At 68.4% G+C, this 21,777-nt stretch carries 15 protein-coding genes; 12 read left to right on the top strand and 3 right to left on the bottom strand.

Annotation, left to right across the window (positions count from 1 at the left end):
- Nucleotides 1–25: 25 nt before the first annotated feature.
- From AC56KZ_RS20375 to AC56KZ_RS20360, 4 genes are all read left to right on the top strand, one after another.
- On the top strand, nt 26–1,567 hold the full coding sequence (locus AC56KZ_RS20375) for an aminotransferase class V-fold PLP-dependent enzyme (RefSeq protein WP_497163999.1): 1,542 nt from the start codon (nt 26–28) through the stop codon (nt 1,565–1,567).
- 146 nt (nt 1,568–1,713) lie between these two features.
- Nucleotides 1,714–9,909 carry a GH36-type glycosyl hydrolase domain-containing protein gene (locus tag AC56KZ_RS20370; protein ID WP_497163998.1) on the top strand — a complete coding sequence of 2,732 codons (8,196 nt, stop codon included), beginning with the start codon at nt 1,714–1,716 and terminating at the stop codon, nt 9,907–9,909.
- The gene (locus tag AC56KZ_RS20365) at nt 9,906–10,772 is read left to right on the top strand and encodes an outer envelope protein (protein ID WP_497163997.1); all 867 of its coding nucleotides are present in this window, start codon (nt 9,906–9,908) and stop codon (nt 10,770–10,772) included. The genes AC56KZ_RS20370 and AC56KZ_RS20365 overlap by 4 nt, the downstream gene beginning before the upstream one ends.
- Nucleotides 10,773–10,887: 115 nt before the next feature.
- Entirely contained in the window at nt 10,888–12,558 is a 1,671-nt protein-coding gene (locus tag AC56KZ_RS20360) for a CehA/McbA family metallohydrolase (RefSeq protein WP_497163996.1), read from the top strand.
- Between the two features lie 160 nt (nt 12,559–12,718).
- Here AC56KZ_RS20360 and bfr read toward each other — a convergent pair whose 3' ends face one another.
- Together bfr and AC56KZ_RS20350 are read right to left on the bottom strand one after the other, a co-directional pair.
- The gene (gene bfr, locus AC56KZ_RS20355) at nt 12,719–13,189 is read right to left on the bottom strand and encodes a bacterioferritin (RefSeq protein ID WP_497163995.1); all 471 of its coding nucleotides are present in this window, start codon (nt 13,187–13,189) and stop codon (nt 12,719–12,721) included.
- A gap of 89 nt (nt 13,190–13,278) precedes the next feature.
- On the bottom strand, nt 13,279–13,491 hold the full coding sequence (locus AC56KZ_RS20350; RefSeq protein WP_497163994.1) for a (2Fe-2S)-binding protein: 213 nt from the start codon (nt 13,489–13,491) through the stop codon (nt 13,279–13,281).
- Nucleotides 13,492–13,703: 212 nt separating this feature from the next.
- Between AC56KZ_RS20350 and AC56KZ_RS20345 the strand changes: the two genes are divergently transcribed.
- The 4 genes from AC56KZ_RS20345 to AC56KZ_RS20330 all read left to right on the top strand — a co-directional run bounded on the left by AC56KZ_RS20345 (nt 13,704) and on the right by AC56KZ_RS20330 (nt 16,795).
- The gene (locus AC56KZ_RS20345; protein WP_497163993.1) at nt 13,704–13,961 is read left to right on the top strand and encodes a FeoA family protein; all 258 of its coding nucleotides are present in this window, start codon (nt 13,704–13,706) and stop codon (nt 13,959–13,961) included.
- A gap of 3 nt (nt 13,962–13,964) precedes the next feature.
- The gene (gene feoB, locus AC56KZ_RS20340) at nt 13,965–15,845 is read left to right on the top strand and encodes a ferrous iron transporter B (RefSeq protein ID WP_497163992.1); all 1,881 of its coding nucleotides are present in this window, start codon (nt 13,965–13,967) and stop codon (nt 15,843–15,845) included.
- A 3-nt stretch (nt 15,846–15,848) separates the two neighbouring features.
- Entirely contained in the window at nt 15,849–16,112 is a 264-nt protein-coding gene (locus AC56KZ_RS20335) for a DUF6587 family protein (RefSeq protein ID WP_497163991.1), read from the top strand.
- A gap of 143 nt (nt 16,113–16,255) precedes the next feature.
- The gene (locus AC56KZ_RS20330; RefSeq protein WP_497163990.1) at nt 16,256–16,795 is read left to right on the top strand and encodes an REP-associated tyrosine transposase; all 540 of its coding nucleotides are present in this window, start codon (nt 16,256–16,258) and stop codon (nt 16,793–16,795) included.
- Here AC56KZ_RS20330 and AC56KZ_RS20325 read toward each other — a convergent pair.
- Nucleotides 16,792–17,640 (bottom strand): DUF72 domain-containing protein, encoded by an 849-nt coding sequence (locus AC56KZ_RS20325; protein WP_497164020.1) that lies wholly within the window; start codon nt 17,638–17,640, stop codon nt 16,792–16,794. The two genes, AC56KZ_RS20330 and AC56KZ_RS20325, sit on opposite strands and share 4 nt — an antisense overlap.
- Before the next feature lie 101 nt (nt 17,641–17,741).
- Here AC56KZ_RS20325 and AC56KZ_RS20320 point away from each other — a divergent pair, with 101 nt between their 5' ends.
- The 4 genes from AC56KZ_RS20320 to AC56KZ_RS20305 all read left to right on the top strand — a co-directional run bounded on the left by AC56KZ_RS20320 (nt 17,742) and on the right by AC56KZ_RS20305 (nt 21,627).
- The gene (locus tag AC56KZ_RS20320; RefSeq protein WP_497163989.1) at nt 17,742–18,413 is read left to right on the top strand and encodes a glutathione S-transferase; all 672 of its coding nucleotides are present in this window, start codon (nt 17,742–17,744) and stop codon (nt 18,411–18,413) included.
- 6 nt (nt 18,414–18,419) lie between these two features.
- A complete protein-coding gene (locus AC56KZ_RS20315; protein ID WP_497163988.1) occupies nt 18,420–19,196 on the top strand; it encodes a 5'-3' exonuclease in 777 nt (258 codons plus the stop codon).
- Nucleotides 19,197–19,233: 37 nt separating this feature from the next.
- Nucleotides 19,234–19,623, top strand: a complete 390-nt coding sequence (locus AC56KZ_RS20310; RefSeq protein WP_497163987.1) for an ANTAR domain-containing response regulator — start codon at nt 19,234–19,236, stop codon at nt 19,621–19,623.
- 192 nt (nt 19,624–19,815) lie between these two features.
- Nucleotides 19,816–21,627 (top strand): putative bifunctional diguanylate cyclase/phosphodiesterase, encoded by a 1,812-nt coding sequence (locus AC56KZ_RS20305; RefSeq protein ID WP_497163986.1) that lies wholly within the window; start codon nt 19,816–19,818, stop codon nt 21,625–21,627.
- Nucleotides 21,628–21,777: the final 150 nt, after the last annotated feature.

Here is a 21,777-nt window from a genome sequence, read left to right as displayed (position 1 = left end):
TTTTGCACGCTTTTTAAGTTCAGTTATGTACAGTGAAATCTACCTCGACGCAAATGCGAGTTCGCCCGTGCTGCCGGCGGCGCTCGACGCCGCCCTGGCGGCGCTGGCCGGCACCTTCGGCAACCCGAGCAGCAGCCACGCCGCCGGCCTGCGCGCGCGCCAGCTGCTCGACGATACGCGCGCCTGCGCCCGGCGCGTGCTCGGCGCCGACAGCGGGCGCCTGATGTTCACCAGCGGCGCCACCGAAGGCATCCAGACAGCGGTGCTGTCGGCGCTGTGCGCCGTGCGCGAGCGGCGCGCTGCCGGCCTGCCCTGCGGCGACTTGCTGGTCTATGGCGCGACCGAGCACAAGGCGGTGCCGGAAAGCCTGGCGCACTGGAACCGCGTGCTCGGCACCGGCCTGACACTGCGGCCGCTGCCGGTGGACGGCGAGGGACGCCATCGTCTCGACCTGCTGCGCGAACTGGCGCCAGAAACCGCCTTCCTGTGCACGATGGCGGCGAATAACGAGAACGGCGTGGTGTCCGACATCGACGCTATCGCCGCCGTGCTGGAGGAATCCAGGAGCACGGCGCTGTGGATGGTCGACTGCGTGCAGGCGCTCGGCAAGCTGCCGCTGGCCTTGAACCGCACGCGCATCGACTACGCACCCTTTTCGGGCCACAAGCTGTACGCGCCGAAAGGCATCGGCATGCTCTACGTGCGCGAAGGCGCTCCCTACACGGCGCTGATCTGCGGCGGCGGGCAGGAATCGGGACAGCGCTCCGGCACCGAGAACATGGCGGGAATCGCCGCGCTCGGCGCGGTGCTGCGCGCGCTGGAAGAGGGCGGCACCTTTTGTTCGCCTGCACAGCTGGCCGCCGCGCGCGACCGGCTCGCCGCCGCGCTGCGCGACGCATTCCCCGGCGTCGAATTCAACATGCCCTTCGCCCACGCGCTGCCGACCACGCTCAATTTTTCGGTCCCTGGCGTATCGGGCAAGACGCTGCTCGACCTGTTCGACGCCGCCGGCGTGCGCGTCAGCGCGGGTTCGGCCTGTGCCGCCGCCAAAGCCGCGCCCAGCCATGTGCTGCAGGCGATGGGTTTGCCGGATGCGCGCTGCGCGAATGCGGTACGCATGTCGTTTGGTGCGCTGATCGACGACGCCTTCATCGAGCAGGCCTGCGCGCGCATCGCCCATTGCGGCCGCGCCCTAACGGCGGGGCCGCCGGCGCCGGACCTGGGATTGCCGCCGGTCGATCCTGCCCTTGGTTCCGGTAACGCTCCCTGCATCGCCATCGATGCGCGCGGGCTGGCCCGATTCCTGGCGCAGCACCCGGGCGCGATCCTGATCGACGTGCGCGAAGCCTGCGAACACGCGGCCGGCACACCCGAGCTGCATGGACGTTCTTCCTGCAACCTGCCGCTGTCGCGCCTGGCCGGGCATGCCGACTGGCTGCGCGCGCAAACGCGGCCGCTGGTGTTTTTCTGCCGCAGCGGCAACCGCAGCGCCAGGGCGGCGCAGCTGGCGCAGGCGCTGGGCCACCCGACCGTGCGCCACCTGGCGGGAGGACTGGCGCTGTTCTGATCGCGGTGAGGACGCAGTGTTCGCGCACTGTTCGCTATCGCACCGTCTCGTTTTTGATGAGGTCTTAGCATGGCAAAAGGCGTGTGCAGCGATGCTCGCCCTGGCCGCGCATCGGCTTGCCTGCACGCTCATCATCGAGGCTCCTGTTGACCGATCAATCGCACACCCTGCCCGGCGTGCTGCAGGCGGGGGATTCCCCCATCCACGCGCCCGGCGGCAGCGACCTGCTGGCGCGCCTGGACCACGCCGCCGCAGGCATCGCCGCGGTGATCGCGAATGCGCGTACGGCCCAGGGCCTGTCCTCGACCGCGCAGCCCCTGCTGGACCACGCTTACCTGATCGACGAGCAGGTCCGCTTCGTGCGCCGGCACTTGCCGCGCACGGGCGAGCACCAGCGCATCGACCAGCTGGCGCTGGAAGCGCTGGCCCATGGCGACGGCCGCCTCGAGTACGCTGGCCTGTGCCGTTCGATCGCCGCCTGCCAGGCGGGCGCACCGCTGGCGCTGGCCGAACTGCGGGCCTTTCCTCTGGTGCTGCGCCTGGCGCTGATCGAAAAGCTGTGCGGCCTCGCCGCGCGTCTCGAAAACACCCACCGGCAGCGCGCGCTGGCCCGCGACTGGGCCGCACGCATGGAAACGACGGCCGATGCGCGTCCGGGCGACCTGGTCCTCCTGATGGCCGACATGGCGCGCTCGGCATCGCCGATGGGGACGGCCTTTGTCGCCGAACTGGCGCGCCGCCTGGAGGGCCGCGACGGTGCCCTGGCCGGGGTGCTGGACTGGCTCGGCACGCGTCTGCGCGACGACGGCCTCACGCTGGCGCAGCAGCTGGAAGCGGACACGCGCGACGAGGCGTCGGACGCGGTAGCGCTTGTTCACAGCCTGGCCAGCCTGCGCCTGGCCGGCACGATCGACTGGCAGGCCTTCCTCGAGTCGGCAAGCGCGGTCGAAGCGGCGCTGCGCACCGACCCGGCCGGCGTCTACCCGCAGATGGATGCGGCCACGCGCGGCCAGTATCGCCAGGCCGTGGAGCGCCTGGCGCGCCAGGCTAGCCAGCACGGCCAGCGCGGCCAGCACGAGCTGCAGGTCGTGGCCGAAGCGCTGGCGCTGGCCGCGCGCGGGCAAGATCTGCGCACCCGCCACGTCGGCCATTGCCTCGTCGCCGATGGGGAGCCGGCTTTGCGCGCGATACTGGGACAGCGCCCCGGCGCGCTGGCGGCGCTGGCCGCTGGCGCCAGGCGCCGCCCGCTGCAGGCTTACCTGGGCGCTGCCGCCACCTTCACGCTGCTGTTCGTCGCAGCGCTGGTGGTGCACGCCTGGCGCGGCGGCGCCTCGCCGGCCTTGCTGGTCTGCCTTGGCCTGCTGGCCGCCTGCGGCGCCAGCCAGCTGGCGCTGGCCCTGATCGACCTGATGACCGCACGCCTGGTGGCGCCGCGCCTGCTGCCGCGCATGGATTTCAGCGCCGGCATTCCGCCCGGGGCGCAAACGCTGGTGGTCGTGCCCGCGGTCCTGGGCAGCCGCGCGGAGGTGGCCAGCCTGTGCCGCCGGCTCGAGCTGCACTATCTCGCCAACCGCGACCCCCAGCTGCGCTTTTGCCTGCTCGGCGATTTTACCGACGCCGCCAGCGAAACCGTGCCCCTCGACGCCGAGCTGCTGGACGCCGCATGCAGCGCCGTCGGCGCGCTCAATGCCCGCTACAGCGCCCGCTACGCCCAGGGCGCCGCGGCGCCGTTCCTGCTGCTGCAGCGGCGCCGCACCTGGAGCACCAGCGAACGCGCCTGGATCGGCCGTGCGCGCCGGCAGGGCGCGCTGGCCGACCTGAACGCCTTTTTGCGCGGCGGCGCGCGCGCCTGCTTCATGCTGGCCGAAGGGCGCTTCGACAGCCTGGCCAAGATACGCTACGTGATTGCGCTCGACGCCGACACCCAGCTGCTTCAGGGCGCCGCCGCCCAGATGATCGCGGCCATGGCGCACCCCTTGAACCGGCCGGCGCTCAGCGCCGACGGCCTGCGCGTGGTCGCCGGGCACGGCTTCCTGCAGCCGCGCGTGACGGCCTCGCTGCCGCTGGGCGCAAGCTCGCGGTATGCACGCCTGTGCAGCGGCGAGCCCGGCATCGACCTCAGCCCGGACCCGCTGCCGGATGTCTGGCAAGACCTGTTCGGCGAGGGCGCAACCGGCGGCCAGGGCATCTACGAAGTAGACGCCTGCGTGCGCGTGCTGGCCGGCCTGCCCGAGCACGCGGCGCTGTCGCACGAGCTGCTTGCAGGCTGCTACCTGCGCGGCGGCCTGCTGGGCGACGTCCAGCTCTACCAGCCCTGTCCGAACCGGTACGACGACGACGTGGCGCGCCGCCAGCGCCGCATGCGCGGCGACTGGCAGCTGGCGGGCTGGCTGCGCACCCGTGTCGAAGCCCCCACCGGCACCCGCACCGCCAATCCGCTGCCGCCGCTGGCGCGCTGGAAGCTGCTCGACAGCCTGCGCCGCAGCCTGGTCGCGCCCACCCTGACCGGCATGCTGGTGCTGTGCTGGGGCTGGCTGGCCTCGCCAGCGTTCTGGAGCGCGGCGGCCTTGTCGGTGTTCTTCCTGCCGGCCTTTATCGAGATGCTTCTGAAGCTGGCCGACCGGCCGCGCGACACGCTGTGGCGCCAGCACCTGGCCAACTGGGGCCAGGATGCACGCCTGGCCCTGCGCCGCGCCGGGATGCAGGTCGCGGTGCTGCCGCATGAGGCCTGGGTCGGCGTCGCAGCGATCGCGCGCAGCAGCTGGCGCATGCTGGTCTCGCGCCGCCACCTGCTGCAGGTGCGCGCACCCGGCCCGGCGCGCCCCCTGCGCGACATCGAGCTGAACCTGCGCAACATGTGGTTTGCCGTGCTGCTGCCGGCCTGCGTCGCGGTGCTGCTGACTTTCCTGCATCCGCTGGCGCTGTTCGCGGCGGCGCCGCTGCTGCTGCTGTGGTTCCTGTCGCCGGTGCTGGCCTGGTGGGTCAGCCAGCCCGGGGCCAGCGCAGCGAGCGCGGCGCCGGCACTGGCCGACGCCCAAGCCCTGTTCCTGTCCAGCCTCGCACGCCGCCACTGGCATTTTTTCGAGACCTTTATCGGGCCCGCCGACAACTGGCTGCCGCCCGACAGCATGCAGGAGCATCCGCATCCGCGCCCCACCCACCGCAGCTCGCCGACCGACATCGGCATCGGCCTGCTGGCCAACCTGGCGGCCTGGGACTTCGGCTTCATTCCCCAGGCCGAGGTGCTGGCGCGCGTGCGCGCCGCCTTCGACAGCATGGCGCTGCTCGCACGCCATCGCGGCCATTTCTGCCACTGGTACGACACCCAGACGCTGGCGCCGCTGCAGCCGATGATGGTGTCGACCGTCGACAGCGGCAACCTGGCCGCCCACCTGCTGACGCTGGCCGCCGGCCTGGAGGCGCTGGCCGATGTTCCGGTCGGCCGCAGCCATGCGCTGGCCGGCATGCGCGCCACGCTGCAGGTAGTGGAAGACCATGCGCAGGAAGCGCCCGGATTGATTCCGCCGGCGCTGGGCGAGGCCATCGCCCGTTGCCGCGGCCTGCTGCAGCCGGGGGCGGCCCGCAAGGCCGGCACCTTGCCCGACCTGCTCGATCTCCTGGGCAGCGCCGCCGGGGCGGCCAGCGCCATCGGCGACGCCGTGCCTGACGATGCGCCCGCGCTCCTGCGCGAATGGAGCGCGCGCTTCGAGGCCGACTGCCACGCCGCCCGCGCCGACCTGCTGGCGCTGGTCCCCTGGATGGAGGCGGCGCAGGAATACGTGTTCGAGGCCAGCCTGACGCGCATCCCGACCCTGCGCGAGCTGGCCGCTTATGCCATGGTCCCCGTTGCCGATGATGCTCTGGCGGCGATGGTGGCACAGGGCGCCGCGGCGGCGCGCGCGCGCCTGGACGCGATCGGCGAACTGGCAGGGCAGGCACGCGCCTTCGCCGACATGGATTTCGGCTTTCTCTACGACAGCGGCACCGGCCTGCTTGCCAGCGGCTATAACGCCAGCACCGACGAACGCGACCCCGCCAGTTGCGAGCTGCTGGCTTCCGAGTCGCGCCTGGCCAGCTTCATCGGCATCGCCCGCGGCCAGCTGCCGCAATCGCACTGGTTCGCCTTGAAGCGCCCGCTGGCGTATATCGATGGCGAGCAGCTGCTGTTATCGGGCAGCGGGTCGATGGCGGACTACCTGGCCCCGCAGCTGGTGATGCCGGGTTATCGCGGCACCCTGTTCGAGAAGACCTGCCAGGCGCTGGTGCGCGTGCAGGCCGGCCATGCCGGCCGCCACGGCGTCCCCTGGGGCATGTCCGAATCCGGCTTCAACACCTTCGACGCGGCGATGAACTATGGCTACCGAGCCTTCGGCGTCCCGGGCAGCGGCGTGGCCGACGCTCTCAAGCCGGGCGGCGCCGAAGACCTCGTGATCGCGCCCTACGCGGCGATGCTGGCGCTGACGGTGGCGCCGGCCGCGGCCTGCGCCAACCTGGAGCGCATGGCGGGCCTCGGCTGGATCGGCCAGTACGGCTTTTATGAAGCGGTCGACTATACCCGCGCGCGGCTGCCGCGCAACCAGACGCACGCGGTCGTGCGCTCGTTCATGGCGCACCACCAGGGCATGGGCCTGCTGGCGCTGTCGCAATTGCTGCATGGCGGGCCGATGCAGGAGCGCTTCGCCGCCGACGCGCAGCTCGCCGCCGCGCTGCCGCTGCTGTACGAGCGCGTGCCGAAGTCGGGCGCGTTCGATGTCGCCAGTCTCCAGGCGCCCGGACCGTCCGCGGCGCAGGCGCCAGGGCCGGACCTGCAGCGGTCGATCGACGGCCCCGGCGTCCCGCATGAAGTACAACTGCTGTCGAATGGCCGCTACCACGTCATGGTCACGAGCGACGGCGCCGGCTACAGCCGCTGGCATGACCTGGCGCTGACCCGCTGGAGTGAAGCCGCGGGCGCCGCCAACCCCGGGCTGTCCTGCACCCTGCGCGACCTCGACAGCGGGGCCGTGTGGTCCCCAGGCTTCCTGCCGACCTACGCCACGCCCGAGCAGTACAAGGCCGTGTTCCCCGAAGGCCGCGCCGAATTCCGCCGGGTCGATCATGGCATCGAACTGGAGACCGACATCGTGGTCGCGCTGGACGACGACGTCGAGCTGCGCCGCATGCGCATCCGCAACCTCGGCGCCGGCGCGCGCCGCATCGAGCTAATGAGCCATGCCGAACCGGTGCTGGCGCAGGAGGGCCATGCCGCGCTGCCGCTGCAGAGCGAGATCCTGGCCGGACAGGGCGCGATCCTGTGCACGCACCGGCCGCACACACCGCACGCGACGGCGCCGCAGACGGGTTCTCCCTGGCTGCTGACCCTGCTGGCCCTCAGTCCTGAAGCTGGCGACCCGGCTTCCTTCGAGACCGAACCCGAAGGGCGTGCACCGGCGCTGGCGATCCGCCGCGTCGTGACGCTGGCCGCTGGCGAGGAAGTCACGGTCGATCTGGTTCTCGGCCTGGCCCCCACGCGCGATGAAGCGCTGCGCCTGGTCGACAAATACCGCGACGGGCGCGGCGTCGACAGCGCCTTCGAGCTGGCCTGGACCGGATCGCAGGCGCTGCTGCGCCAGCTCGACATCGCCGAGATCGATGCCGTCGCCTACGCGCGCCTGGCCGGCGCCGTGCTCTTTCCGAACCGCGCGCTGCGCGCCGAGCCCGCCGTCATCGCGCGCAACCGCCTGGGACGTGCGCAGCTGTGGCCCTACGGGATCTCGGGCGACTTGCCGATCGTGCTGGTGCATGTGCGCGACAGCGCCAACCTGGGACTGGTGCGCCAGCTGGTGCAGGCGCACGCGTACTGGCGCCGCAAGGGCCTGGCGGTCGACCTGGTGCTCTGGTATGCGGACGCAGTGCGGCGCCAGGTCGTGCGCCTGGTCGCGGACGGCGCGCACGACCATACCGGCGACGGCCCGGGCGGCATCTTCGCCTTTGCCTTCGACGGCATGCCGGAAGAAGAGCGTGTGCTGATGCAGGCGGCGGCGCGCGTCGTGTTGCTGGATCGGCGCGGCGGCTTGCCGGAACAGCTACGGCGCGCGGCGGCGTCGCGGCCGGCCGCCACGGCGCCGATGCCGCAGCTGGCGAGTGCGCTCCAGGCGGCAGCTTTCCCGGCCGTGGACGAGCCGCCAGGCGAGAGCGGCGACGGCTTCAGCAGCGACGGCAGCGAATACCTGGTGCGCACGGCGCCGGGCCGCGCCACGCCGGCGTTCCGGCCGCACGTGCTGGCCAATCCGGCGTTGGGCGCCGTCGTCGCCGCCAGCGGTGCGGCGGCCAGCTGGAGCGCGCAGGCGCATTACCTGACGGCGCCGGCCGAGGATGGCGGGGCCGGCGACGGTGAAGCCTTTTACCTGCGCGACGAAGCGAGCGGCGTGATCTGGTCGCCGACACCGCTGCCGACGCCGTCCGGCGGCGCTTACCTGACGCGCCATGGCTTCGGCTACAGCGTGTTCGAGCACAGCGCGCACGCGATCCGCTCCGAGATGACGAGTTTCGTCGCACTCGACGCCCCGGTAAAGTACACGGTGCTCAAGCTGCGCAACGAGGGCCCGGCGCTACGCCGGTTGTCCGTGACCGGGTATGTCGAATGGGTGCTGGGCGAGGCCCGGCAGCGCACGCAGTCGGCGCTGCACGTGGTCACCGAACGGGATGCGGCCAGCGGCGCGCTCCTGGCCCGCAATCCCTGGCACGCCAATGCGGCGGACAGCGTCGGCTTCTTCCATGTGGACGCCGGGGATGCGGCCTTCACCTGCGACCGCCTCGAATTCATCGGCCACAACGGGCGCCTCGGCGCCCCGCAGGCCCTGTGCCGCTCGCATCTGGCGGGCAGCCTGGGCGCCGGCTTCGATCCCTGCGCGGCGCTGCAGGCATCATGCAAACTGGCGCCGGGCGAGGAGAAGGAAATCGTGTTCATGTTCGGGGCGCAGCAGGGCCTTGATATCGCGGCCATCGTCCGGGATCACGCTGATGCGGCGGCCGCGCTGGCGCAGGTGCGCGCCTGGTGGAACGACACCCTGGGCGGGCTGCGGATCGAGACGCCCGACCCGATGCTCGATGTGCTTGTCAACGGCTGGCTGCCGTACGCGGCAATCGCGCGCGGCATGTGGGCGCGCGGCGCCGGCCTCGATCCGCACGCGCCCTGGTGCTTCCGCGAGCACCTGCAGGACGCGATGGCCGTCGTGCACGCCCGCCCGCAACTGCTACGCGCACACCTGCTGCTGTGCGCGGCGCGCCAGTTCGTCGACGAGGGGTCCGGTAGTCCCGGCTATCCGCCGCCGCAGAGCGTACGCATGCGCTCGTCCAGCGATTTGCTGTGGCTGCCCCTGGCGACCTGGCATTACCTTGCCGCCACCGGCGACACCGGCGTGCTTGGCGAATCGATCCCCTGGCTCGAAGAACGAGCGCTCGCGTCCGGGGACGACGGCGGGCGCCGAGCAGTCCTCCACGGCCACGGCGACTTGTACGAGCACTGCGTGCGGGCGATTCGCCACGCCATGCGCTTCGGCGAACACGGCCTGCCGCTGGCCGACGGCGCCGAGAGCGTCTGGCTGGGCTTTTTCATGGTCGAGGTGCTGCGCCGCTTTGCCGACGTCGCCGCCTTGCGCGCCGATTACGGTTTCGCCACGACGTGCCGCGCCGGCGCGCTGGCGCTCGCCGCCCGGATCGACGACCACGCCTGGGATGGCGCCGGCTACCGAAGCAGCCCCGGCGCCGGGCGCGCCCGCCAGGACGAGCAGGCGGCGCCCGAGCTTGCCGTGCAGGCCTGGGCCGTGCTCTCGGGCGCGGCCGGCGATGAACGCGCCCACCGCGCACTGGCTGCCGCCGATGGGAACGCGGGGAGCGGCCAGGCGCCGGAGGCCGCGCTCTGGGCCGCCATGGCCCTGGCCGGCATCGAGCAGGGCGAGCGCGCCTGGCAACTGGCTGAAAGCGCCTTGTTCGACGGGCCCGCAAGCGGGCGCGCGGGTGGCGGCTGCTACACTGGTCCGGCCGGTCCGATGCTGCGGCTGATCCTCGAATCGCTGCTCGGTTTCAAGCGCAGTGGAGAGCAACTGGTGCTGGCGCCGCGCTTGCCGCAGGGCTGGCCGGGTTTCCGCCTGCACTACCGTTACCGCAGCACGCAGTACGCCATCGAAGTGCGCGCCGCCGAGTCGGGCGCCTTGCAGGTCGATGGACAAATTGTTGCCGGCAACACCGTGCAACTGGTCGACGATGGCGCCGCCCATCACGTCCTGCTGCAGGTCGCGCCCCGGCAAGGACCGGCCATGCCGGCGGAACGCGAAGCAAGCCAATCGAAAACCATGCCATGACGACGACGATCACGCTGGCGGCCTGCGCCACCCTCCTGCTGTCCTGCGCCACCCAGGCCGCCCAGGCCGCGGACTGGAGCGATACCGCCATCAGCTGGCGCTATGGCACCCGTTTCGCCGAGCCCTTCAATCCCGGGCACATCCGAAAACACATCCTTGCGCTGACCCATGCCAGCGGCTACAAGTACGGCAGCAATTACTTCAATGTCGACCTGCTGCAGTCGGACGAGAGCGACCCGGCCTCGACCACCCAGTCGGAAGGGGCGCAGGAAGCCTATGTCGTCTTCCGCCACACGTTTGACATCGGCGCGCTGCGTGGCAGGGAAATGCGCTTCGGCCCGGTAAAAGGCGTGGGCGCGACGCTCGGCTTCGACTGGAACACGAAAAACGACGTCGGCTACAACTCGCGCAAGCGCATGCTGGTTGCCGGTCCCACCCTGATGTGGGATGTGCCGAAAGGCTTCCTGAATACCAGCCTGCTGCTGCTACGCGAAAGCAATGCGCCGAGCGGCGCCTTCCCACCGATTTCCAGTGTCAGCGGCCGCTACACCTACGACACCCACGCGATGCTCTCCGTCAGCTGGGCCATTCCGGTGATGGAGCGGCTTTCCTTTGAAGGCTATGGCAATTTCATTGGCGCCAAGGGCCGGGACGAAGTCGGCCAGGAGACCGGCCCGGAAACGAATATCGACATGGCCCTGATGTACGACGTCGGGGCCCACGTCGGGCAGCCGAAGAACCGCTTGCGCGTCGGTCTCGAATACCAGTTCTGGAACAACAAGTTCGGCAATACCCGCGCCACCACGGGCGGGCGCGGCCAGCGCGCCAGCACGCCGATGCTGCGCGCGCAATACCATTTCTGATGCTGCCGGCCTGGATCGCGGTGCTTGTCCTTTTGTCAAAAAATATATAGATATTGACAACTCAACAGGGCGCTAGCGCAAGTTGAACTGCTGATGCAATTGCAACAATTGCATCATGAAAACCTCACTCCGCCCCCCTTGCCGCCGCGCGCTGTTGTTGCGCATTTTGCTGCTGTGCTGCTGCACCTCCGGCGCTGCCAATACCCGCGCCAGTCCGGACGAACACAGCGAATTCGAAGCCACCCTCGACGCGCCTTACCGGGCCGCCCGTCCCGGCATGTCTGAGGCGCGTACTTTCACCCTCGCTTTCGATTTCCCGAATGCGCGCACGCCGCAGGTCGTCGACTGGCAGCTCGACCTGATCCACCCGCGCGGGCTGGTCGTGCGCCGCTGGCAGGGCAGCACGCCGATGCCGCAAGGGCCGGTGTCGGTCGCGGTGCCCTGGTCGGGACAGGATGCGGGCAAACTCGCCGCCGGCATCTACCAAGTGCGCCTGCGCGCCGGCTCGCGCGATGCGGCGTCCAGCGCGCCTTCCCAGGATGTGCACGAGCAGGCCTGGCAGATCGAAATCGGCCCGCCGCGGGCTCCGACCTTGCCGCCGTTCGCGCCGCTCCCGGTCGCACGCGGCCCGCTGGCGGCGGCGCCAGGCACCGGCACGCTGCCCTACACCGTCTACTTCGGCAACCTGCACAGCCAGACCAACCACAGCGACGGCGGCGCCGAACTGTCCGACTGCAAGGGCGCCAAGGAACCCTTGAGCGCGAAATACGGACCGGACGCCGCTTTTGCCTATGCACGCCGGCACGGTCTCGATGTTCTCGTCACGTCCGAGCACAACCACATGTTCGACGGCTCCGACAGCACCCAGGTGGAAGCCGACCCGGCCACCGCGAAGGCGCTGTACCGCAAGGGACTCGACGCCGCGGCCAGTTTCAGTGCGGCGCACCCGGATTTCCTGGCGCTGTACGGCATGGAGTGGGGCGTCATCAACAAGGGCGGCCATATCAACATCTTCAATAGCGAACAGTTGCTGGGGTGGGAAAAGAACGCGAAAGGCGAGCTGCTGGCCGACCTGGAAACGCCGCGCAGCGATTATGCGGCGCTCTATACCCTGATGCGCGAGCGCGGCTGGGTCGGGCAGTTCAACCATCCCTCGATGAACGGCCAGTTCAGCGTGCAGGGAACGGCGCTTGGCTACACCAAAGATGGCGACGAGGCGATGGCGCTGTGCGAAGTGGTCAACAGCACCGCGTTCTCAAGCAACGACAAGGAAGGCGAAACCCGGCGCAGCAATTTCGAGATGGCCTGCAACAAGGTGCTGGAGGCCGGCTTCCACGTGGCCTTCAGCACCAACCAGGACAACCACTGCGCCAACTGGGGCACGGCCTACACCAACCGCACCGGCGTCCTGATTCCGAACGGCCTGCCCTTGAATCGCGCCAGCTTCATCGACGCCTTGCGGGCGCGGCGTGTGTTCGCCACCATGGACAAGGGTTCGCAACTGATACTGACGGCGAACGGCCGCATGATGGGCGAGCGCTTTGAGAATACCGGGCCGGTCACGCTGGTGGCGAACTACGCCAGCAGCGGCGGCAGGCAGGCGGCCTCGGTGGCGATCATGGAAGGCGTGCCCGGAAGGGGCGGGAATGTGACGCAGATGGCGAGCGAAGCGAACATCAGCTTCACGCCGGCGCCGGGCGCGCATTTTTACTATGCGAAGGTGACCCAGGACGACGGCAAGGTGTTGTGGTCGGCCCCTATTTGGGTCAACCAGGTGGGGCCGTAGGGTGGGCCTGGGCGGCCCCGCGGTTCGCCGCTCACGCGTTCAGGCAGCACAAGATCTACTGCTCAGGCTTTTCAAACGTGATTTGAACGCGTGAGCGGGATTTTAGTCCCCCGGACTAAAATCCCCCGCCCACCCTACGAGTAATGGCCGTGGACGGCCATTACTCCACCATCTGGCTCTGCAGGTAATTCTGGATGCCGACCTTGATGATCAGGTCGAGCTGGGTTTCCAGCCACTCGATATGTTCTTCGGTGTCTTCCAGGATGAACAGCAGCAGGTCGCGCGAGACATAGTCGGCGGCCGCTTCGCAGGCGGCGATGCCTTCCTTGACGGTGAACTGGGCGGCGCGTTCGAGCTTCAGGTCGGCGGCCAGCATTTCCTCGGTGTTTTCGCCGATCAGGAGCTTGTGCAGGGCCTGCAAATTCGGCAAGCCGTCGAGCATCAGGATGCGGTCGATCAGCTTGTCGGCGTGCTTCATTTCGCCGATCGATTCGTCGTATTCCTTCTTGCCGAGCTTGAAGAAGCCCCAGTGGCGGTACATGCGCGCGTGCAGGAAATACTGGTTGACCGCGGTGAGTTCGTTGGTCAGCTGCGCGTTGAGCAGCCGGATGACGTTGGGATCGCCCTTCATGATGTGCCTTGATTATGTATGTGTAATAAGCACAATCATAGCGCAGGGCAGCGAGGCGCGCGGCAGAAAGCGGCGCTCGCGGAAATGAATCAGGCTGGCTGCGATGCGCGGAAGCGCAGTTCGGTCACGACGGTCTTGCTGTCGAGCGCTTCGTGCAGCACTTCGCGTGCGTAGCTGACGCAGGTGCCGCAGTCGGTACCCAGGCCCAGCTCGGCGCGCAGCGCGGCGATCGAGGTGATGCCGAGGTCGACGGCCTGGCGGATTTCACGGTCGGAGATGTTGTTGCAAACACAGACGATCATTGAAGTAGTTCCCTGGATTGTCACTAAAATAATGACGCATTAATATTGAGAATCGTTCTCATTCGTGTTCTATTCTGCGGAAACTTTTCGATGAACGCAAGCGATTTTGTCGTGGTATCTTCCTGCAAATAGAAATTATTCGCATTTAGGTTTATGATGTCCGTAGTTGTCTCATCAGCGCTACATCAGCGCTACATCACCGGACCGTCGCCATGACCCTAGCCCCAACTTTGACCACACTCGATACCCTGAAGGTCGGGCAGAGTGCCACCGTGATCCACCTCGCGCCCACCGCGCAGGATGGGGTCGACGTGCCGCGCCGGTTGATGGAACTCGGCTTCGTTCCGGGCGAACGCATCCGCATGCTCAAGCGCGGCCTGCCGGGCGGGCCGGTCGCGGTCAAGGTCGGCGAGTCGACTTTTGCGCTGCGCAAGTTCGAGGCGGCCCTCATCTCCATCCAGCCGGAATAATCGATGGGTGTCATGGAACAACAGGTGGCGGCGCGGTCGCCCCTGATCGCATTATTGGGTAATCCGAACTGCGGCAAGACGGCGCTCTTCAATCGCCTCACCGGCGCGCGCCAGAAGGTCGCCAACTACGCCGGCGTCACCATCGAACGCAAGGAGGGCAGCTTCACCTCGCCGGCCGGACGTGCGCTGCGCGTGCTCGACCTGCCGGGCGCCTACAGCCTGTCGGCCCAGACCCCGGACGAAGCCATCACGCGCGACGTGGTGGCCGGCCTGCGCGCCGGCGAAGCGGCGCCGGACGCCATCGTCTGCGTCGTCAACGCCACCAATCTGCGCCTGAACCTGCGCCTGGTGCTGGAAATCCAGCGCCTCGGGCTGCCGATGGTGCTGGCCCTGAACATGGTCGACGTCGCCCAGAAGCGCGGCATCGAGATCGACACCGCCAAGCTGGCGCGCGAACTCGGCATGCCGGTAGTGGAAACCGTCGCCATCCAGGCCGGCGGCGAGGCCGCGCTGCTGGCCGCGCTCGACCGCATGGACCTGGACGGCGGGGTCCAGCCGCAACCCTTGTCCAGCATCGACGCGGTGCCGGTCGAACAGACCCAGCGCGAAGTGCGCCGCATCCTAGACGCCTGCGTCAGCACTGCCCACGACACCGGCAATTTCTCGGAAAAGATCGACAACGTGGTGCTGCACCCGGTGATCGGGCCGGTGCTGCTGGCCGCGCTGATGTTCGTGATCTTCCAGGCCGTCTTCAGCTGGGCCGAAGCGCCGATGGAGCTGATCACCGGCAGCGTGGAAGGCGTCGGCAGCTGGATCGGCGGCGCCATGCCCGAGGGCCCGCTGCGCAGCCTGATCGTCGACGGCATCATCGCCGGCGTCGGCGGCGTGCTGGTATTCCTGCCGCAGATTCTGATCCTGTTCTTCTTCATCCTGATCCTGGAAGACATCGGCTACCTGCCGCGCGCCGCCTTCCTGCTCGACCGCATGATGGGCGGCGTCGGGCTGTCGGGACGCGCCTTCATTCCGCTGCTGTCCTCGTTCGCCTGCGCGATTCCCGGCGTAATGGCCGCGCGCACCATCCAGAACCCGCGCGACCGCCTGGTGACGATCATGATCGCGCCCCTGATGACCTGCTCGGCGCGCCTGCCGGTGTACGCGCTGATCATCGCCGCCTTCATTCCCGAGCGCGAGATCGGCATTTTCAACTTGCAGGGCCTGGTGCTGTTCGTGCTGTATGCGATGGGCATCGTCAGCGCGATGGCGGTGGCCTGGTTCATGAAGCGGCGCAGCGGCGGCAAGCAGCATCCGCTGCTGCTGGAACTGCCCGCCTACCACTGGCCGCACCTGCCGACGCTGGCCATGGGCCTGTGGGAGCGCGCCAAGATCTTCCTGACGCGCGTCGGCACCCTGATCCTGACGCTGATGGTGCTGCTCTGGTTCCTGTCGAGCTTCCCGGGCGCACCGGAAGGCGCCACCCAGCCGCCGATCTACTACAGCGTCGCCGGCATGCTGGGCCGCGCGCTCGCCTTCATCTTCGAGCCGATCGGCTTCGGCTGGCAGATCTGCATCGCGCTGGTGCCGGGCATGGCGGCGCGCGAAGTGGCGGTCGGCGCCCTCGGCACCGTGTATGCGCTGTCCGCCTCGGGCGATGACGTCGCCAATTCCCTGGCCCCGCTGATCGCCACGTCCTGGCCGCTTGCCACCGCCTTGTCGCTGCTGGCCTGGTATGTGTACGCACCGCAGTGCATCGCCACCCTGTCCGTGGTGCGCCGCGAAACCGGCAGCGCCAAGTACGCGTGGATGATGGCCGGCTACATGTTCGCGCTGGCCTACGCCGCCTCCTTCATCACCTACCGCGTCGCCCTGGCGCTGGGCGGGGGCTGAAGCATGTGGCAGGAACTCGCCGTCGCCCTGGCCGTGGTGCTGGCGGCTGCCTACGTCGGCGCCAAATACCTGCCCGCCGCCTGGCGCCTGCGCATCGTCAACCGCCTCTCGCGCGGCGGCGCCGACTCGACCCTGGTGCGCTGGCTCGACACCGGCGCCAGCTGCGGCGGCGGCTGCAAGACCTGCAACACCTGCGAAACGCCCGCGGAACCCACCCCGCCGGCAGGCGCGAAACACCGCGTAATCAAGCTCCACGAGAAAAGGTAAGCAGCGATAAGTAGGGTGGGCACGTGTGCGCACGGGGTATCACCCCATGCAAACCGCATGCCTGGCCGCGATTTCGTATCGTCTGCGTCACAATTGACTTAACACATCCGCCAGCGCATGTGGCCGCATTACGATGCAAGACTATGTCGCGCTATCGCCCATCTCCCGCTGGGAATACCTATTTTTTCACGATCGTCGCCCACCAGCGCCGGCCCATCTTCTGCAACCCGGCCATCCGGGCCAGCCTGGCCCAGGCCATCCAGTTTGTCCGCGACACCCGGCCCTTCATCGTCGATGCCTGGGTCCTGCTGCCCGATCACATGCACTGCATCTGGACGCTGCCCGAAGGCGATGTCGATTACGCCACGCGCTGGCTGGTGCTGAAACAGTATGTGTCGCGCGATGTCGGGCGGCGCTTGCAGCAAACCGCCTTCGTGGATCCGTCCAGCCGTCATCGGCGCGAAGCCAATCTCTGGCAGCGCCAGTTCTGGGAGCACCAGCTGCGCGACGAGGGCGACTTTGAACGGCACCTGGACTACATCCATTACGATCCGGTCAAGCACCGGCATGTCGAGCGGGTCCGGGACTGGCCGCACTCCACCTTCCATCGCCATGTCCAGGAAGGGACGTATGCGCCGGACTGGAACGGCTCCGCGGAGCTGACCAGGATGGTGATCGACTAGGGCGGCGCCAGCCCGGCCACGTCCAGGCCCGGGTCCGCGCCCAGGGCCGCGATCAGGCGCTGCGCATCGTAGGGCGCATGCACCTTGATGTCGTTATCGAAGTAGCAGTACACGTCGCCGCCGGCGCTCCAGGCCCGGATCCGCGCCGCCCACAGCGCGATCGCCTCGTCATCGTAGCCGCTGGCATACAGCTCCTTGTCCCCGTGCAGGCGAATGTAGACGAAGTCGGCCGTCACGTCCTCGATATACGGCCAGCGGCCCGCGGTGTCGGCCGCCACCAGCGCGATGTTGTACCTGCGCAGCAGGGCGATGAAGCGTGCGTCGCGAAAGCTTTCGTGGCGAATTTCGACGGCGTGGCGCATCGGCCGCTGTGCGTCGATCGCGAGCGAGACCCTGCCTTCCATGCGCGGCTGGTGGCGCGAGGCCAGCGCCAGCGCGCTCTCCGTGTCCTGGGGCAGCAGGGCGAAGAAACGCTCGAAGCGCTCGGGATCGAAGCGCACCATTTCGGGGAACTGCCACAGGAAGGGGCCGAGCTTGTCGCGCAGCTCGAACACGCCGGACGCCATCACGTTCGCCAGCGGGCTTTCGATTTCATTCAGCTTGAGCATGTGGGTGATGAAGCGGTTGCCCTTGACCGCGAACACGAAGCCAGGGGGCGTGGCGCGGTACCAGCCGGCATAGCTCTCGGGGCGCTGCAGCGAATAGAAGGAGCCGTTGATCTCGATCGTCGGCAACTGGCGCGAGGCGTAGTCGAGCTCGCGCGCCTGCGCCAGCCCGCGCGGATAGAAGACGCCGCGCCAGGGAACATAGCGCCAGCCGGAGATACCGATGTGAATCCTGCCCATGCTTGCATCATAGATGGGGCCACCCGGCGGCTCGGTGCGCTGACGTACGATGTGATCCGCCATGCTAAGCTAACGCTCCTTCGCACCAGGCTCGCTCTCCCATGATCACCGTCCATCACCTGAACAATTCGCGCTCGCAGCGCATCCTCTGGCTGCTCGAAGAGCTGGGCCTGGAATACGAGATCAAAAAATACCAGCGCGACCCGAAAACGATGCTGGCGCCGCCCGAACTGAAGGCCGTGCACCCGCTCGGCAAGTCGCCCGTGATCACGGATGGCGATGTCACCGTCGCCGAATCCGGCGCGATCATCGAATACCTGATCGAAGCCTATGGCGAGGGGCGCATGGCGCCGCCGGCCGCCACGCCGGAAAAACGCCGGTACAGCTTCTTCCTGCACTTTGCCGAAGGCTCGGCCATGCCGCCTTTGCTGATGAAGCTGGTGTTCGACCGCATCGAGCATGGCCCGCTGCCGTTTTTCGCGAAACCGATCGCCCGTGGCATCGCGCGCAAGGTCAAGGACACCTTCATCAATCCCAACATCCGCAACCAGCTCGACTTTCTGGAAGCCGAACTGGCAACGCGCGCCTGGTTCGCCGGCAGCGAATTCACTGCCGCCGACATCCAGATGAGCTTCCCGCTGGAAGCGGCCGCCTCGCGCGCGGGCCTCGGCGCGCAGTACCCGAACTTGTCGGGGTACCTGGAGCGCATCCATGCACGGCCGGCCTACCTGCGTGCCCTGGAGCGCGGCGGCAAATACGACTTCGCCAGGTAAGACGGCATGGCCAAGCTGCTCGCGATCGACGGCCTGAACATCGTGCGCCGGGTCTACGAAGCCAGCCCGGAGCCCGACTCCGATTTGAAGGCGACGATCGCGCTGCGCCACGCCTTCTCGTCGTTTCGCAACCTGCTCGAGGCGCACGCGCCGACCCACGTGCTGGCCGCGTTCGACCACGGCGGCGAGACCTGGCGCCACGCCCTCTACCCGCGCTACCGCGAGCACCGCGCGCCGATGCCCTCCTGCCTGCGCGAGGCGCTGCCGGAGTTCCAGGCGCGCCTGGAGGGCGCCGGCGTGCCCGTGATCGTGGCGCCGGGCGTCGAGGCCGACGACGTGCTCGCCACCTGCGTCATGCGCTGGCTGCAGGAGAACCGGGGCGAGGCGATCGTCGCCACCACCGACAAGGACCTGCACGTGCTGATCGCCCATGGCGCCCTGGTATGGGACCATTTCAAGAACGAGTGGCATGACGACGCCTGGGTGCGCAACAAGTTCGGCGTCGCGCCCGAGCTGCTGCACGACCTGCTGGCGCTGATGGGCGACGCCACCGACGGCGTGCCGGGCGTGTCGAAGATCGGCATGAAGACGGCCGCGCGCCTGCTGACCGCCTACGGCAACCTGGACGCCGTCATGGCCGGCGCCGGCATTCTAAAGACGCCGCTGGGCGAGCGTTTGCGCGCCGAGCGCGATATCCTCTACCTGTCGCGCCAGCTCGTCGAACTGAAAACCGATGTGCGCCTGGGCGTGAGCTGGAAAATGCTGGCCTACGAAGCGTCATGAAATTCGCCATGAACATCACCATCAGAAGGACCATGCCATGCTCAAGGCAGTGTTAGTCGATTCGAACGCAGTATCGCGCGGCCTGTTGAATACGGTGCTGCAGGAGGGCGGCTACGAGGTCGTCGGCCAGACCCATACCGCGCAAGGGGCGCTGGTGCTGGCCATGAAATTCCAGCCGCAGATCATCTGCATCGCGCGCGACCAGGTGGAGGACGGCAGCGGCGTCGTCGAGCAGCTGCGTGAAGCGCTGCCGAAAACCCTGGTCTTCATGGTCTCCAGTACCTTCGACGCCCCCACCATCGAAGCGGCCATGGCGCGCGGCGTACATGGCTTCATCGTCAAGCCGTTCAAGGCCGACACCGTGCTGAAAACCATCCGCGCCACCGTGCTCGCCCTGGTGCGCCGGCAGCAAGCCGGCGGCGCCTGAACCAGGCAGGGCCGAACTGCCGGATTTGACGAATCACACGCTGCCGGCGTGCTGATCTGTTCACAATTCGACATTAATTTGTGACATTCCCTGGAAATTTTGTTGACTCAGTGAAATTTGATGATCAAAATGGTCTGCTCATCATTTTCATCATCCAGCGATCGGCGCCCCGCCGGCAGTCACAAGGACACCATGAGTCACCCCTCGCCGGCCCCGCTGGAAGCAGTCCGTCTCGACGCCTTGCGCAAACTCGACCTGCTCGACACGCCGCCGAACGAGGCCTTCGACCGGATCACCCGCATGGCGGCCCAGCTGTTCACGCTGCCGATCGCGGCGGTTTCGCTGACCGACAGCAACCGCCAGTGGTTCAAGTCGCGCGTCGGCGTCGCGCATTGCGCGATCCCGCGCGAACAGGCGCCTTGCGCCCAGGTGGCCGACACCGCCAGCATGCTGGTGATCCTCGACCTGCAGGCCGACCCGCGCTACCGCGACAGCCACCTGGCCGCCAGCGGCGTGCGCTTCTACGCCGGCGCGCCGCTCACCACGCGCGACGGTTACTGCCTGGGGGCGATGTGCGTGCTGGGCCTGGAGCCGCGCGGCTTCAGCGAGACCGAGCGCGCCGGCCTGGCCGACCTGGCCGCGATGGTGATGGCGCAGATCGAACTGCAGCACGCGCTCGGCCGCATCGACCCGGTCAGCGGCATGCCGAACCGCACCCAGTTTTTCGACGACCTGGCCGACCTGGCGATCGATCGTCCGGCAGGAGAGGCGCGCCTGGCCGCGCTGGTGAACCTGGCGACAATCGAGCAGCTGAGCAATGCGGCGCGCGCGATGGGCGCCGCCGGGCTCGATGAAATCGTCTGCGAAGCGGCGCGCATGCTGCGCGCGGCGCTGGGACCGGCGCGCCGCCTGTACCACGTCGGCGTGACCCAGTTCGCCTTCCTGGCCGAGCCGGGGGCAGAGGTCGAGCGCTTTTGCGCCTGGCTCGGCGCCTGGCTCGAGCTGCGCGCGGCAACCATGAGCTCGCGCTTCGTCACCACCGCCAGCATCGGCGTGGCGGGGCTGGAAATCGGCCATACCGCGCCGTCCGGCCTGCTGCGCGACCTGTACAGCGCGGCGCACGATGCGGCCGAAGGCGCCCAGCGGGTGCGCGTCTTTTCGGCCGAGCAGAACGCGGCCTTCATGCGGCGCTTCAGGCTGGTGAACGAGTTCGGCCCCGCGCTCGAGGACGACAGCCAGCTGCGCCTGGTCTACCAGCCGAAGGTCGAACTGGCCACCGGGCGCTGCGTCGGCACCGAGGCGCTGCTGCGCTGGCGCCATCCGGCGCTGGGCGACGTCTCGCCGGGCGAATTCTTCCCGGTCATCGAACAGACTTCGCTGGCCCGCGCGACGACACGCTGGGTGATCGAGCGCGCCTTGCGCCAGCTCGCCAGCTGGCACCGCGCCGGGCTGGCGCAGCAGGTGGCGGTGAACGTGTCGGCGGTAAACCTGCTGGAACCGGATTTCTGCAGCTGGGTGCTGGCACGCCTGCGCGAGCACGGCTTGCCCGCCACGGCGCTCGCCATCGAGATTACCGAAAGCGCCCTGATGAGCAACCGCCAGCTCGCCGGCCTGACCCTGGCCGGCCTGGCCGCGGGCGGGGTGGAGCTGGCGATCGACGATTTCGGGACCGGCTACAGCAGCCTGGCCTACCTGCAAAGCATGCCGGCGAAAGTGGTCAAGATCGACCAGAGTTTTATCCGCGACATCCACCTGGACAAGCGCAAACGCGTGCTGGTGGCGACCATGATCCAGCTCTCGCACGACCTGGGGCAGGTGGTGGTGGCCGAAGGCGTGGAGACGGCGGAAGAGGCGCAGTTCCTGCGCGGCGCCGGCTGCGACCAGGTGCAGGGTTTCCTGTACGGCCGCCCGATGGCGCCGCAGGACTTCGAGCGCTGGGTCTGCGCGGAGTGGACGCTGCCGCGTCCGCGGACGGCGCGGCAATTGGATACGGCCTGCGCATGATGCGACATACTCGCCGACGTGAAAAACGGACCGGTAGATACCGTCTTCATCGTCAAGCCCTACATCGCAAATTTTGGATCGTAGGGCTTGCCCGTGTGGAGGACACCAAAGCACAGGTGCGCCAGCTTGCGCATCGCTGCACCGATAGCG

The sequence above is a fragment of the Telluria sp. LT2P34 genome (assembly GCF_059685915.1).
The sequence above is the reverse complement of the archived record's forward strand: the minus strand, read 5'-3'. Positions and strand labels throughout refer to the sequence as shown.